Annotated in this window: 12 protein-coding genes and 1 tRNA gene; 8 read left to right on the top strand and 5 right to left on the bottom strand. The window is 73.4% G+C overall.

Annotated elements, in window-relative coordinates; all coding sequences use genetic code 11:
• Positions 1–32: 32 nt before the first annotated feature.
• Positions 33–117, bottom strand: a tRNA-Leu gene (locus ACFZDL_RS24865).
• Between the two features lie 268 nt (positions 118–385).
• Here ACFZDL_RS24865 and ACFZDL_RS24860 point away from each other — a divergent pair.
• Complete coding sequence (locus tag ACFZDL_RS24860; RefSeq protein ID WP_353592730.1) at positions 386–1,723, top strand: M20/M25/M40 family metallo-hydrolase; 1,338 nt, start codon at positions 386–388, stop codon at positions 1,721–1,723.
• Positions 1,724–2,036: 313 nt separating this feature from the next.
• Positions 2,037–2,897, top strand: coding sequence for a chaplin (locus tag ACFZDL_RS24855; RefSeq protein WP_353592731.1), 861 nt, complete (start codon positions 2,037–2,039; stop codon positions 2,895–2,897).
• 111 nt (positions 2,898–3,008) lie between these two features.
• Here ACFZDL_RS24855 and ACFZDL_RS24850 read toward each other — a convergent pair whose 3' ends face one another.
• Positions 3,009–3,197, bottom strand: a complete 189-nt coding sequence (locus ACFZDL_RS24850) for a DUF5703 family protein (RefSeq protein WP_018537156.1) — start codon at positions 3,195–3,197, stop codon at positions 3,009–3,011.
• Between the two features lie 47 nt (positions 3,198–3,244).
• On the opposite strand from ACFZDL_RS24850, the gene ACFZDL_RS24845 reads away from it, so the two are divergent.
• On the top strand, positions 3,245–3,970 hold the full coding sequence (locus ACFZDL_RS24845) for a hypothetical protein (RefSeq protein WP_353592732.1): 726 nt from the start codon (positions 3,245–3,247) through the stop codon (positions 3,968–3,970).
• Between the two features lie 449 nt (positions 3,971–4,419).
• Here ACFZDL_RS24845 and ACFZDL_RS24840 read toward each other — a convergent pair whose 3' ends face one another.
• Positions 4,420–7,014, bottom strand: a complete 2,595-nt coding sequence (locus ACFZDL_RS24840; RefSeq protein WP_353592733.1) for a helix-hairpin-helix domain-containing protein — start codon at positions 7,012–7,014, stop codon at positions 4,420–4,422.
• Entirely contained in the window at positions 7,011–7,994 is a 984-nt protein-coding gene (locus ACFZDL_RS24835; protein WP_353592734.1) for an aldo/keto reductase, read from the bottom strand. The genes ACFZDL_RS24840 and ACFZDL_RS24835 overlap by 4 nt, the downstream gene beginning before the upstream one ends.
• A gap of 127 nt (positions 7,995–8,121) precedes the next feature.
• On the opposite strand from ACFZDL_RS24835, the gene ACFZDL_RS24830 reads away from it, so the two are divergent.
• Together ACFZDL_RS24830 and ACFZDL_RS24825 are read left to right on the top strand one after the other, a co-directional pair.
• Positions 8,122–9,171, top strand: a complete 1,050-nt coding sequence (locus ACFZDL_RS24830; protein ID WP_353592735.1) for an LLM class F420-dependent oxidoreductase — start codon at positions 8,122–8,124, stop codon at positions 9,169–9,171.
• 384 nt (positions 9,172–9,555) lie between these two features.
• Positions 9,556–10,344, top strand: a complete 789-nt coding sequence (locus tag ACFZDL_RS24825) for a ferritin-like domain-containing protein (protein ID WP_353592736.1) — start codon at positions 9,556–9,558, stop codon at positions 10,342–10,344.
• Between the two features lie 33 nt (positions 10,345–10,377).
• On the opposite strand, the gene corA is transcribed toward ACFZDL_RS24825, so the two are convergent.
• On the bottom strand, positions 10,378–11,367 hold the full coding sequence (gene corA, locus ACFZDL_RS24820; RefSeq protein ID WP_353592737.1) for a magnesium/cobalt transporter CorA: 990 nt from the start codon (positions 11,365–11,367) through the stop codon (positions 10,378–10,380).
• Between the two features lie 83 nt (positions 11,368–11,450).
• On the opposite strand from corA, the gene ACFZDL_RS24815 reads away from it, so the two are divergent.
• From ACFZDL_RS24815 to ACFZDL_RS24805, 3 genes are all read left to right on the top strand, one after another.
• Positions 11,451–12,149: a histidine phosphatase family protein gene (locus tag ACFZDL_RS24815; RefSeq protein WP_353592738.1), complete on the top strand. Its 699-nt coding sequence runs from the start codon at positions 11,451–11,453 to the stop codon at positions 12,147–12,149.
• Between the two features lie 153 nt (positions 12,150–12,302).
• A complete protein-coding gene (locus ACFZDL_RS24810) occupies positions 12,303–12,893 on the top strand; it encodes a DUF3090 domain-containing protein (RefSeq protein WP_353592739.1) in 591 nt (196 codons plus the stop codon).
• The gene (locus ACFZDL_RS24805) at positions 12,857–13,747 is read left to right on the top strand and encodes an SCO1664 family protein (protein WP_353592740.1); all 891 of its coding nucleotides are present in this window, start codon (positions 12,857–12,859) and stop codon (positions 13,745–13,747) included. Before ACFZDL_RS24810 ends, ACFZDL_RS24805 begins: the two co-directional genes overlap by 37 nt.
• Positions 13,748–13,799: the final 52 nt, after the last annotated feature.

The raw sequence follows: 13,799 nt of genomic DNA, 5'->3' as shown, positions 1-13,799 counted from the left end.
CTGACACCGCGCTGATCAAGTTTTGGATTGAGTGTCCGAGGGGGGACTTGAACCCCCACGCCCGATAAAGGGCACTAGCACCTCAAGCTAGCGCGTCTGCCATTCCGCCACCCGGACAAGGTGTCTGTCGTTAGGCCCGCGGCCGTTCCGACGGGAAAACCATAGCAAACATCCGGACGTGCTCGATCACGCGTGCCCGCGCCCGGGGCGGCTCCCGCGCCAGGCCCCGGCGGCGGCCTGGCGCGGGGGAAGTGTGGACAGGATGTGACGGCGGTATTTCTCCGTCTTGGGCTGGGCGGGTGTGCGGGGGAGGATGGCGGAGGACCCCTGTCGCGGGCCCTGCCCGCGTGGGCGCTTCGCGGCAGCAGAACCTTGAGGAGGCAGTGTGAGCGAGTCGACTTCGGCCGCGAGGGCGACCGGCACGGTCAGTGGTGAGGACGAGGTCGTCGACCTGTGCCGCGATCTGATCCGGATCGACACCAGTAACTACGGCGACCACTCCGGCCCGGGCGAGCGCGCGGCCGCCGAGTACGTCGCGGAGAAGCTCGCCGAGGTGGGGCTCGAGCCGCAGGTCTTCGAGTCGCACCAGGGCCGGGCGTCGACGGTCGCGCGGATCGCGGGCGAGGACCCCTCGCGGCCCGCGCTGCTCATCCACGGCCACACCGACGTCGTCCCGGCCAACGCCCACGACTGGACCCACCACCCCTTCTCCGGCGAGGTCGCCGACGGGTGCGTCTGGGGCCGCGGCGCGGTGGACATGAAGGACATGGACGCGATGACGCTCGCCGTCGTGCGCGACCGGCTGCGCAGTGGCCGCAAGCCCCCGCGCGACATCGTGCTGGCCTTCCTCGCCGACGAGGAGGCGGGCGGGGTGTACGGGGCGCGGCACCTCGTCAACAACCACCCGGACCTCTTCGAGGGGGTGACCGAGGCGATCGGCGAGGTCGGCGGCTTCTCCTTCACGGTCAACGAGAACCTGCGCCTCTACCTGATCGAGACCGCCCAGAAGGGCATGCACTGGATGCGGCTGACCGTGGACGGCACCGCCGGCCACGGCTCGATGACCAACAACGACAACGCGATCACCGAGCTGTGCGAGGCGGTCGGGCGGCTCGGGCGGCACAAGTTCCCGGTCAGGGTCACCAAGACCGTACGGTCCTTCCTCGACGAGCTGTCCGACGCGCTCGGCACCCCGCTCGACCCCGAGAACATGGATGAGACGCTCGCCAAGCTCGGCGGCATCGCCAAGCTCATCGGGGCGACCCTGCAGAACACCGCCGCACCGACCATGCTCGGCGCCGGCTACAAGGTGAACGTCATCCCGGGCCAGGCCACGGCGCATGTGGACGGCCGGTTCCTGCCGGGGTACGAGGAGGAGTTCCTGGCCGACCTCGACCGGATCCTCGGGCCGCGGGTCAGGCGCGAGGACGTGCACGCGGACAAGGCCCTGGAGACCACCTTCGACGGTGCGCTCGTGGACGCCATGCAGTCGGCGCTCAAGGCCGAGGACCCGATCGCCCGCGCCGTGCCGTACTGCCTCTCCGGCGGCACCGACGCCAAGTCCTTCGACGACCTCGGCATCCGCTGCTTCGGCTTCGCGCCGCTGCAGCTGCCCCCGGAGCTGGACTTCGCCGGGATGTTCCACGGCGTCGACGAGCGGGTGCCGGTGGAGGGTCTGAAGTTCGGGGTGAGGGTGCTCGACCGGTTCATCGACGCGTGCTGACCGCGCCCCAGGACGCCCGCCGCTCACCCGGTGGATTCCGTGACGGGCGCTAATCGATCACACATACTGACTGAATCAATAAGGGTGAATGGTGTCGTAGATTCATAGCTCGATTGCTCCGTCCTCGTTACATGGTGTGCGGCCCCCAACGGGGCCGTTGCATCGATCACGTGACGTGGAGTCACAGTCCAGAGGGGTGCGATCCCGGGCGGCCCCGGAGGCCGGTGAGGTGCTCCGGGGAGGCCGGGATGGGGGGCGGGCGCTTTTGCTCGCGCGCATTCCGCAGGACGGAAGGCAGGGGAGCGAGACAGTTATGCGACAGGTTGCGAAAAAGGGCCTGATCACCATCGCGGCGGCGGGCGGCGTCCTGGCCGTGACCGGCGGCTACGCCTACGCGGACACGGGGGCCGGCGGCGCTGCCGCGCACTCGCCGGGCATCGCGTCCGGCAATGTGGTCCAGGCGCCCATCGAGATCCCGGTGAACGTCTGCGGAAACACCGCGACCGTCCTCGGGGTGCTCAACGGGAGTGGGGGGAGCGGCTGCGGCAATGTGGTCCACCAGGGCGGCTCCGGGGGGTCCCAGCACACCGGTTCCAGCGCGGAGAGCAGCACCGAGAACTCGCCGGGCATCGGCTCCGGCAACGACGTCCAGGTCCCGGTCCATGTGCCGGTGAACGCCTGTGGGAACGGCGTCGGGGTCGGCACGGTCGGGAACACCGACATGGGTGGCGAGTGTGGCGGCGTCGTGGATGCCGTCCCGAACGACCCCAGCGACCCGGGCGACCCCAGCGACCCGGGCGACCCGGGTGACCCCGGTGACCCGGGGCAGCCGGGCGACCCTGGCGACCCTGGTGACCCGGGCGACCCCGGAAAGCCGGATGAGCCGGGCAAGCCGGGCAAGCCGCACAACCCCGGGGACAGCAAGCCGGGAGGCCACACGCCCGCTCCCTCCTCGCCGGGCCACAGCGGGGGCGACGCCGCGGGCCAAGGCGGGCACCATGGACAGCAGGTCGGCGCCGGCGCCTCCTCGCACCTCGGGGGCTCCCAGCTGACGGGCAGCGAGCAGCTCGCGCACACCGGCGCCGGGCCGGTCGAGCTGGCCATCCCGGCGGCCGCGGGCACGCTGCTCGCGGGCACCGTGCTCTACCGCAGGGCGCGGGCCAGGCAGCACTGAGGCGGCGCCGAGCAGCGCTGAACAACACTGAGACCGGCACATCGCGCTGACAGCGCGGCGTCGAGCGGGCCCCGCACACCGGCGGGGCCCGCCCGGCGTTTCAGCGGCGGCTCACCACGTGGCGCGGAGCTGGCGGATGATCCGACGGCGCAGCCGCACCCTGCGGCTGCCGTCGGGGTTGAGTCTCAGGCGGTCGAGCTCCCAGTGTCCATACTCGGCATGGTCGGTCAGCAGGCGCGTGGCGGCCTTGCGGGAGACCCCGCGAGGCACATACACATCACAGAATTCGTATTCCGGCATCGCATCTATTGTGCGGGACCGGGCCTGCTACGGATAGCGTCTGCACTATGTCTGATGCTGCGCAGCCATCCGCTGCCGAGGTACGCGCCGCCGCTGAAGCGGTGAAAGCCGCACTGGATCGTCACCTCGACGCTGTCGAACGCCGGTCCGGGGAAGACGACCCGGCCGTCTACGCCGCGTTCAACGAACTGGCCGCGGCAGCCGAGGTGTACGACGAGCTGCTCTATGACACCTACGACGAGGTGACGCCCTTCGAGATCCCTGGTGACGACTCCCTGCCCGCCTACACCGGGCCCGAGGAACCGAGCGCCCTGAGCGTGCTGATCCGCAGGGATTACGCCGTCGTCGAACCGCAGCGCCTGCTCTCGCAGGCCAGGCGCGTCGCCGAGCTCGACCGGGGCGCCGACTCCGACAGCGGCGGGGCTGGCGGTGGGGCGTCCGTCGGCGACAGCGTCCAGAGCGCCATCGGTGTGCTCTTCGGCGAGTACGAACCGGACGAGATCGCCTCCCGGCACAAGGAGTTCGGGCTGGAGGAGGGCGACTCGACCCTGTGGGTGGCGGCCGGGGACGAGCTCGCCGAACCGGGGGAGTGGCTGGCCACCCCCTTCGACCAGCCGGATCCGCACCAGGTCGTCTGCCGCTTCGACGTCAGCACGGTTTTCGACGAGGAGCTGGACGACGAGGATGACGAAGACGATGTGCCGGACGATGTAGAAGAAGACGGAGAAGACGCGGACGAGGAGGACCTGGAGGTGCTGGGCCCAGGGAACTGAGCCTTGCCGGGGTTTCCCACCGACCGTCCCTGAGCGCCGGACGGGCCAGAGGCCTGTCCGGCGCTCGGCGTGTGCCGGGGCGTGGGCGGCTGGGCGCTGGCGGGCGGTGGTACGCGGCTGGGGCCTGACGCGGTGGCCCGCGACCGGGCGTGCCGCCCGGCGGGGCTGGGGTTTCGCCTGGTGGCCGGGGTGTCTGCCGGGGCGTGGGCGGCTGGGCCCTCGCGGGCGGGCGGCCCGCGGCTGGGGCGTGCCGCTCGGCGGGGCCGGGGCTTGTCTGTCCGGCGCTGGGGGTCCGTCGGGGGCGTGAGCGGCCGGGCCCTGACGCGGTGGCCCGCGACCGGGGCGTACCGCCCGGCAGGGGCGGCGTTTCGCCCGCTGCCCGGCGGGCCTGTGGTGCGGGGCCCGCGCCGGTGCCGCCCCGCGCCGGTGGTCCGGCGCGGGGCGCCGGTCTAGCCGGCGGACGGGAGCTGCGCCTGCAGCAGGGACCGCAGCCGGGTGGTCCGCTCCTTCGCCGGGATCTCCGCCACCGCCCGGGCCAGCGCCGCGTCCGCGCCGTGCACCACGGACAGATGGCGCTCGCCACGGCCGAAGGCGGTGTACACCCAGGCCCGGGTCAGCCCGGCGGCCGCGTCGCCGGGCAGCACCACGACCGCCGCCGGCCAGCGCGCGCCGACGGCCTGGTGGGCCGTGAGCGCCCAGCCGTGGCGGACCGTGTCGGCGACCTGCTCGCGCGGCACCACGACGGCCGCGCCCGCGCAGTCCAGATGCAGGCCCTCGGCGTCCGCTGAGACCACCGTGCCCGGCAGCGCACGGCCCGGCGCCGGGACGTATGCGATCCGGTCGCCCGGGTCGAAGCCGCCGAACCGGCCGGGCCCGGGGTTCAGCCGCTCCTTCAGGGCGGCGTTGAGCGCGCGCGTCCCCGCGGCGCCGCCGTGGCCAGGGGTGATCACCTGCGTGTGCCCCGGAGGCACGCCGAGCGCGCGCGGCACCGAGTCCGCGACCAGCTGGACCGTGCGGTGCACGGCCTCGCCCGCGTCCCGCACCGGGACGATCACCACCTCCTTGCCGGGGGCCTCGACCTGGTTGAGCTCCCCGATCCCGATGCCCGAGATCAGCTCGCCGATCGGCCCGGGGTCCGGCGTCCGGGAGACGACCTGGGGGCAGCGGCGGGCAGCCAGCAGATCCGCGAAGACCTTGCCGGGGCCCGCCGACCACAGCACACCGGGGTCGCCGCTGAGCACCAGCCGCGCACCGTCCGGCAGCGATTCCACGAGCATCGCCGCGGTTTCCACGTCCAGCTGCGGGGCGTCCAGCACGGCGATCACATCGAGCGCGAGGGCGCCGTCCTCGTCACGGCCCGGGCCCTCGTGGCCCGAGAGCAGCCCGGCTACGGTGACCGCCGCGTCGGACCCGCCGAGGCCGTCGGCGTAGGCGCGGCCGACCGGTAGGTCTCCGGTGCCGCCGACGCCGTCACGGTCGCGGCCCGCGCCGGGACGGTCGTCGGCGCCGGGCTCGGGGGCGCCTTCCACGGCCGATGTGGCCGATGTGGCCGATGTGGCCGAAGCGGCCGAGGCGGCGTCGATCAGCCCGGCCAGCCGCCGCCTGCCGTCCTCGGTGTGCGCCGCCGCGTACGCCCGTAGTCCCAGGGTCCTGGCAGCGGCGACGAGCGCCGCGGGCTCGGCCCGGGCCGCCTCGCCGCCGCTGTGTGCGACCAGGCCGTGGCCGGCGACTGCGCGGATGAGTTCTGCCGCGGAGGGGGTCGGCGCGGCGGCTGCCGCGGCCTCCCACTCGGCCGCGCCCGGAGCGCTCGTGTCCGCGTCGCCGGTGCCGGAGACGTCCGCGGAGCCGGCGTCGGAAACGGCGCCCGCACCGTCGTCGCTGTCAACGCCGTCGCCGTCGCCGTCGCCGTCGGAACCGTCGGCCGCCGGGCCGCCCGACCGGTCGGCGAAGGTGCCGGCGAGCCGGGCCAGGCCGTCGGCCAGGCTCTCCTCCGCCAGGGCGAAGCGGTCCAGCCCCAGCAGGACCCGCACCGGCTGCTCGTCCTCGGTGCCGTCCGCGTCTCCGGCCGCCGGGCGGGCGGCGGCGCCCGGGGCCTCGGCGGCGTCCTGGAAGACCAGTACCCGGCCGTCCGCGATCGCGGACCGCAGCGCCGCGTCCGGATCCGGCACGGACAGCTTGGCGAGCCCGGCGCGCAGCGCGGAGGACTCCAGCGCGGTGTGTCCTTCGAGCGCGGCGCGCTCGAGCAGCCAGACGGTGAGCGCCTGCGACCTGCGCTCGTCGCCCGGTCCGCAGTCCGGTCCGAGCAGGGCACGGGCGAAGCCGTCGGCCTGGTCATGGCGCACGCCGGAGACGGCCAGCAGCTGCCAGGGGTCCTCACGCAGGACCTCGGCGGCCGCCTCGCCCAGCGCGACCACGACCGCACCGGCCAGGCTCTCGGGAGCCCCGCCCTCGGCGAGCACCCGGCGCACCTCGGCGGACCCGGGCCCGTCCCCCGCGGAGCCGGGCCCGGGCCCGGCCACCGCGCGGCCGGGCTGCCCGACGCCCGGCACGGCGGGGACCCCGCGCGCCGGGGCGGGCCCGCCGGGCCCCGGCTGCCCGCGCCCGGGCCCGCCCGTCCGCTCCTGAGTGCCACCCGGGCGAGCGCCGCCACCTCCCGCGCCCCGCGCCGCGGCACGGCCCTGGCGGGCCGTGGGGGTGTCGGTGAAGAACGAGGCCGCCGACCGCTCACCACTCTCCACGGCCCGCACCGCCGCGGCCAGCGCTTCCGCGGCGGCGGACCGCTTACCGCCCCCGGCCCGGCCTTCCGCGGCACCCTGGCCGCCTGCCGACGGGGAGGATTCCGCGTCCGCACCGCCGGCGGCGTCGGCCGAGTCCGTACCGGGGCCGCCCTCGGCGCCCGGCGGGGTGGCGGCATCCGTCTCCGCGTCCGCGCGCGCGTCAGTGTCTGTGCGCGTGTCCGCGTCCGTCCGCGCCGCGGGGGTGCTGGTGGTGGGCTCCTCCTCGGGCGCGGAGGCGGCCTCGCCGGCGAGGCGGTCGGTACTCACAGGGTGCTCCAGTCCTGATCGGGATAGCGGTGCACGGGCGCCGACACATCGTCGAGCGCCTGGCAGATTTCCTCCGGAAGAGTAAGCGCCTCCACCGACAGGGCCGCCCTGAGCTGCTGCGCGTTCCGCGCGCCGACGATCGGCGCGGTCACGCCCGGGCGGTCGCGGACCCAGGCCAGGGCCACATGCAGTGGGGTGGTCGCCAGGCCGTCGGCCGCGGTGGAGACCGCCTCGACGATCCGGCTCGCCTCCTCGTCGAGGTACGGGGCGACAAAGGCTGCCAACTGCTCGGAGGCGCCACGAGAGTCGGCCGGGGTCGTGTGGCGGTACTTGCCGGTCAGCACCCCGCGGCCCAGCGGGGAGGAGGGCAGTATGCCCAGGCCCAGGTCCAGGGCGGCGGGCAGCACCTCCCGCTCGATTCCGCGCTGCAGCAGCGAGTACTCCATCTGCGTACTGGCGAGCCGGGTGTGCGCGCCGGGCGAGGCGAGCTGCCACGTGGCCGCCTTGGCGAGCTGCCAGCCGGAGAAGTTGGACACTCCCACATATCGCGCCCGCCCGCTGCTGACCGCTATGTCCAGCGCCTGAAGCGTCTCCTCGATCGGGGTGGCGGGGTCGAAGGCGTGCACCTGCCACAGGTCGACATAGTCGGTGCCGAGCCGCGCGAGCGAGCCGTCGAGCGCGGCCAGCAGATGGCCCCGCGAGCCGTCGAAGCGGCGGTCGGGGTCGGGGACGCTGCCCGCCTTGGTGGCGATCTGCAGATCGCGGCGCGGCACCAGGCCCTCCATCAGCTGACCCAGGAGGTATTCGGCGCCGCCGTCCGCGTACACATCGGCGGTGTCCACCAGCGTCCCGCCCGCTTCCCAGAACGCCTTCAGCTGATCCGCGGCGTCGTGTTCTTCGGTGTCCCGCCCCCAGGTGAGCGTGCCGAGCCCGAGCCGGGATACGCGCAGGCCCGTGCGGCCGAGGTGCCTTAGCTCCATGAACGTTGAGATTACTGGCCGGAGATCGAACCGTGTCAGCCTGTGGATAACCCGGTCCTGACGTACCGGGACGCGGCGCGCTAGAGTCCGGGCGACAAGGACGTTACTGATCGGTAAGGGGTGCCGTATGAGGCTCGGAATCAATCTCGGCTACTGGGGCGCCGGGATGGACGCGGACAACCTCGCGGTCGCCCGGGAGGCCGACCGCCTCGGCTACGCGGTCTGCTGGGCCGCCGAGGCGTACGGCTCCGACGCCGCCACCGTGCTCACCTGGGTGGCCGCACAGACCGAGCGCATCGACGTCGGGTCCGCCATCTTCCAGATCCCGGCCCGTACGCCCGCGATGACGGCGATGACCGCCGCGACCCTCGACTCGCTCTCCGGGGGCCGCTTCCGGCTCGGGCTCGGCGTCTCCGGGCCGCAGGTCTCCGAGGGCTGGTACGGCGTGCGGTTCGACAAGCCGCTGGCCCGCACCCGCGAGTACGTGGAGATCATCCGCAAGGCCATGTCGCGCGAGCGCCTGACGCACGAGGGCGAGAACTGGACCCTGCCGCTGCCCGGCGGCCCGGGCAAGCCCATCAAGCTCACCGTGCACCCGGTGCGCGAGTACATCCCGCTGTACATCGCCGCCATCGGCCCCAAGAACCTCGAGCAGACCGGTGAGATCGCCGACGGCGCGCTGCTCGTCTTCTTCTCGCCCGAGCACGCCGAGGCGACGACCCTGGGCGCGCTCCGCGCGGGCCGCGAGAAGGCGGGCAAGGACATGGACGGCTTCGACCTGGTGCCCACCGTCCCCATGGCGGTCGGTGAGGACATCGGCGCCCTCGCCGATGTCTTCCGCCCCTACACCGCGCTGTACGTGGGCGGCATGGGCAGCGCGAAGCAGAACTTCTACAACAAGCTGGCGCGCCGAATGGGATACGAGAAGGAGGCCGCCGAGATCCAGGAGAAGTACCTGGCCGGCGACAAGGAGGGCGCGGCCGCGGCCGTCCCGCGCGAGCTGATCGACTCCACCACGCTGCTCGGCCCCGTCGAGCGCATCGCCGACCGCATGCAGGCGTACGCCGAGGCCGGGGTCACCACGCTGTCGCTGTCCCCCTCGGGCTTCACCCTCGAAGAGCGGATCGCGGGGCTCCGTACGGGCGTCGAGGCGCTGGAGCGGGCGGGGCTGGCCTAGGCCGGGAGACTCGGGAGACAGGGAGATCCGGGAGGCTCGGGGGGCCGGGAGGCTGGGGAGATCCAGGAGGCTCGGGAGGTCCGGGAAGTCCTACGGCCGTGGTGGGGGCTCGGGGTGTCTTCCCCGCCACGGCCGTCACCCAGCACAACGCCTCGGCGCCCGCGCGGTTACGCGACCGCCCGGCCCCCGACCCCGGCCCGACCGCCCGCCGCCGACCCCCGCCCGGCCCCCGACCCCCGCCCGACCCCCCGGACTCCCGCCCGACCCCCGCGCGGTCCCTCGTCCGGCCGAGCCGGACGTCCCCACCTGTTGCCGCCGCCGACGCACGGCATTTGACTTTTGCTGCGTGGAGGTCGTGCGACGCCGTGCCCGGAGGTGGCGGAGATGCTGTCGGCGAAAAGGCTGTTCCAGGAGATCATCGACAACGATGAATCGTTCCGGCTCTTCTGCTCCATCGCCGCCAGTGGCGAGACCCAGGGCGGCTGGGAGAACGGAAGGATCGCCGCCCTCGTGCCGGAGAGCCAGCGTTCCCTCGCCCCGAAGATCACCCGGCATGGCGCGGACGAGGACAAGCACGGCAGGATCTTCAACGCCCTGCTGCGCCGACGCGGCCTCGAACCGGTCGAGGTCCCGCGCGAGACCGACTACACCATGCTGCTCGAAGCGCGCGGCATCGGCCTCGCCCACGACAAACTGCGCCGTGACGAGCCACTGACCGAGCATGACATCGTCACCTACCTCGTCCACAGCCGGGTGACCGAGCAGCGGGCCTCCGCCCAGATGGCGATGTTGGGCCGCTACTTCGGGGACGATCCGCTCGTCGGCCGCGCGGTCAGGATGATCTCGCACGACGAGGACAACCATCTCGCCTACTGCCACGAGGAACTGCTGCGTCTGGCCGCCGCCGGGCACGGCCGGATCATCCAGCGGGCCCTCAAGGAGTGCGCACTCGTCGAAGCGCGGGTCCACCGCGACGTCAGCCTCGCCGTGATGGCCCACATGCGCCGCATCCTGGGCTGGCCGACAGCCAAGGCCGCGCTGCTGGCGGCCGGCATCCACGCCCTGTACCTGTTCGAGCGGCTGGGCGGCTGGCGGCGCATGGTGACGCTGCGGATGCCGGAGCGCCGGGACGCGCTCGGCGGGCACCCGACGCCCGCCCCCGAGTTCGCCTGACCCCACTCCGCCCCAGGGGGCCGCGCCGCCGGGTCACAGCCAGCCGCGTCGCCTGAAGAAGCGGTACAGCCCGAAGACCACCCCGGCCATGAGCAGCAGCACCGCAGGATAGCCCCACGTCCACGACAGCTCGGGCATGTGGTCGAAGTTCATTCCGTAGACCCCGGCGATCAGCGTCGGCACCGCGGCCATCGCCGCCCACGCCGAGATCTTCCGCATGTCGTCGTTCTGCCGCACGCCCATCTGCGCCAGATGCGCGGACAATATGTCCGACAGCAGCCGATCCAGCCCCTCGACATGCTCGTTCACCCGGGTCAGATGGTCGCTGACATCGCGGAAGAACGGCCGCGACCCCTCGTGGACGAACGGCACCCCCGTCCCCGCGAGCCGCGCCATCGGCTCCGCCAGCGGCCCCGTGGCCCGCCGGAACTCGAGCGCCTGGCGCTTGAAGCCGTAGATCCGGCCGGCCGTGTTCGCCGCCGACCCGACCGGGCTGAACACCTCCGTCTCCAACTCGTCCAGGTCGATGCGGAGCGCGTCCGCGACGTCCAGGTAATGGTCCACGACCGCGTCGGACACCGCGTACATCACAGCCGTCGGCCCGTGCTGCAGCACCTCGGGCGCCTTCTCCAGCCGCTCGCGCACCGCGCTCAGCGGATTGGTCCGGCCGTGCCGCACGGTCACCACGAAGGAGTCGCCGACGAACACCATCAGCTCGCCGGTGGTGACGGTGTCGGCCGCGTCGTCGTACTCGACCGGCTTCAGCACCAGGAACAGCGAGTCGTCGTAGACCTCCAGCTTGGGTCGCTGATGGGCGGACAGCGCGTCCTCGACGGCCAGCGGGTGCAGCCCGAATTCGCTGGTGACCAGATCGAACTCCTTCTCGGTCGGCTCGTGCAGGCCGATCCACAAGAAGGAGTCGCCGTTTGCTCGCGCCTGGTCCAGCGCGTCGGAGAAGTCGGCGGGCCCCTCGGTACGCCGCCCGTCCCGGTAGATGCCACAGTCCACGATCACGCCGGGCATTCTGCCCCGCTTGCGCCGAAAGCGCACGGGCGGTCTCCAGGTCGAGCCCGGGAGCGCGCCGCGAGGGCCGTAGGGTGGCAGGCATGCCCACGCTCATCCTCGTAAGGCACGGCCGGTCCACCGCGAACACCGCGGGCGTCCTCGCGGGCTGGACACCCGGCGTCGCACTCGACGAGCGCGGCACCGCCCAGGCCGCGGCCCTGCCCGGGCGGCTCGCCGCGCTGCCGCTCGCCGCGGCCGTCACCAGCCCGCTGCAGCGCTGCCAGGAGACCCTGGCCCCGCTGCTCGCCGCCCGGCCGGAGCTGCCCCTGCACACCGACGAGCGGATCGGGGAGTGCCACTACGGTGACTGGTCCGGGCGCAAGCTCGCCGAGCTCGCCGACGAACCCCTGATGAGAGTCGTCCAGCAGCACCCGTCCGCCGCCGCCTTCCCGGGCGGCGAATCCATGCGGGCGATGCAGGCGCGCGCGGTCGACGCGGTGCGCGAATGGAACGCCCGGATCGAGGAGGAGCACGGCGCCGACGCGGTGTATCTGATGTGCTCGCACGGCGACATCATCAAGGCGCTCGTCGCCGACGCCCTGGGCCTGCATCTGGACCTCTTCCAGCGCATTTCGGTCGAACCCTGCTCGGTCACCGCCGTCCGCTACACCCAGCTGCGCCCCTTCGTCGTACGGCTGGGCGACACCGGCGACTTCGGCTCCCTCGCGCCCCGCGAGGAGGGCGCGGCCGAGGGCCGGGCCGGGGACGCGGAGGTGGGTGGCGGCGCGGGAGCACCGTGATCGCCGAGCGCAGTAGGGTGGTGCCGCGGCGCTGCTCAACCGCGCACAGCCGTGGCCGGGCAGACGCGCGTCCCAGCAGTCGACAGCCAAGACCCTGAAAACCACGTCGCAAACCACGCCGAACCAACACGCCGAACCAAATGGAGCAGGACGTTGTCCCGTCAGGTGTTCCTCTATGACCCGCCGGACCGTTTCGTCGCCGGCACGGTCGGGCTGCCCGGGCGCCGCACCTTTTTCCTGCAGGCGTCCGGGGGCGGCCGGACCACCAGCGTCGCGCTGGAGAAGACCCAGGTCGCCGCGCTCGCCGAGCGGATAGACGAGCTGCTGGACGAAGTGGTGCGGCGCACCGGCGGCAACGCCCCGGTGCCGGCCGTCGCGCCTCCGGACCTCACCGACACCGGGCCGCTGGAAGTCCCCGTGGAGGAGGAGTTCCGGGTCGGCACCATGGCCCTCGCCTGGGACGGCGAGGAACAGCGCATGATCGTGGAGGCGCAGGCCCTCGTCGAGCTCGAGGCCGAGTCCGAGGAGGACCTGGCGGAGGCCGAGGAGCGGCTGCTCCAGGACGAGGTCAACGGGCCGCCGATGCTTCGGGTGCGGCTCACCGGGCCCCAGGCGCGCGCCTTCGCCAAGCGCGCCCTGGAGGTCGTCAACGCCGGCCGCCCGCCGTGCCCGCTGTGCAGTCTGCCGCTCGACCCGGAGGGACACGTATGTCCGCGCCAGAACGGATATCGCCGCGGGGCGTGACGCCCCCGGAGTCCTCCGGGGCTCGGGAGCCCTCCGGGCCTTCGGAGGTTCCCGAACCGTCCGAGCTGTTGGCGCTGGGCGAGCTGACGGTGCGCGGCCGGGTCCGGGAGGCGTCCAACGCGGTGCTGTACTGCACCGTCGAGTACGAGGGCCACAGCGCCGCCTGCGTCTACAAGCCGGTGGCCGGGGAGCGCCCGCTGTGGGACTTCCCGGACGGCACGCTGGCCCAGCGCGAGGTCGCGGCGTTCGAGCTGTCCGAGGCCACCGGATGGGGCCTGGTGCCGCCGACGGTGCTGCGGGACGGGCCGTACGGGCAGGGCATGTGCCAGCTGTGGATCGAGGCGGCCACCGGCGAGGACGGCGACACAGCGCCCGAGCTGCTGGCGCTCGTCGACGGCGATGAGCCCGGTCCGGGGTGGAAGGCCGTCGCCTTCGCCGAGGTGGACGAGGGCCGCACCGCGCTGCTGGTGCACGCCGACGACGAGCGGCTGCGCCGGCTGGCCGTCCTCGACGCCGTGATCAACAACGGCGACCGCAAGGGCGGGCATCTGCTGCCCACCGCCGACGGGCGGATCTATGCGATTGATCACGGTGTGACCTTCAACGCGGACGACAAGCTGCGCACCCTGCTGTGGGGCTGGGCGGGCGAGCCACTGCCCGACGACACGCTCACCGTGCTGCGGCGGCTCGCGGACCGGCTGGCCGACGGCGATCCGCTCACCGCCCGGCTGGCCGAGCTGATCACCGAAGCCGAGATCGCGGCGCTGCGGGCCCGGATCGCGGCCCTGCTGCGGTCCGGGCGCCACCCCAAGCCCAGCGGACAGTGGCCCGCCATCCCCTGGCCCCCGGTCTGAGCCCGCCGGCAGGCCATTCGCCGGCAGGACGCCGGCAGGCCATTCGCCGACA

It is taken from the genome of Streptomyces sp. NPDC007917 (assembly GCF_042959105.1).
Classification (GTDB): Bacteria; Actinomycetota; Actinomycetes; order Streptomycetales; family Streptomycetaceae; genus Streptomyces.
Note: the sequence above shows the minus strand (reverse complement) of the source record. Positions and strands in the feature narration are given on the sequence as shown.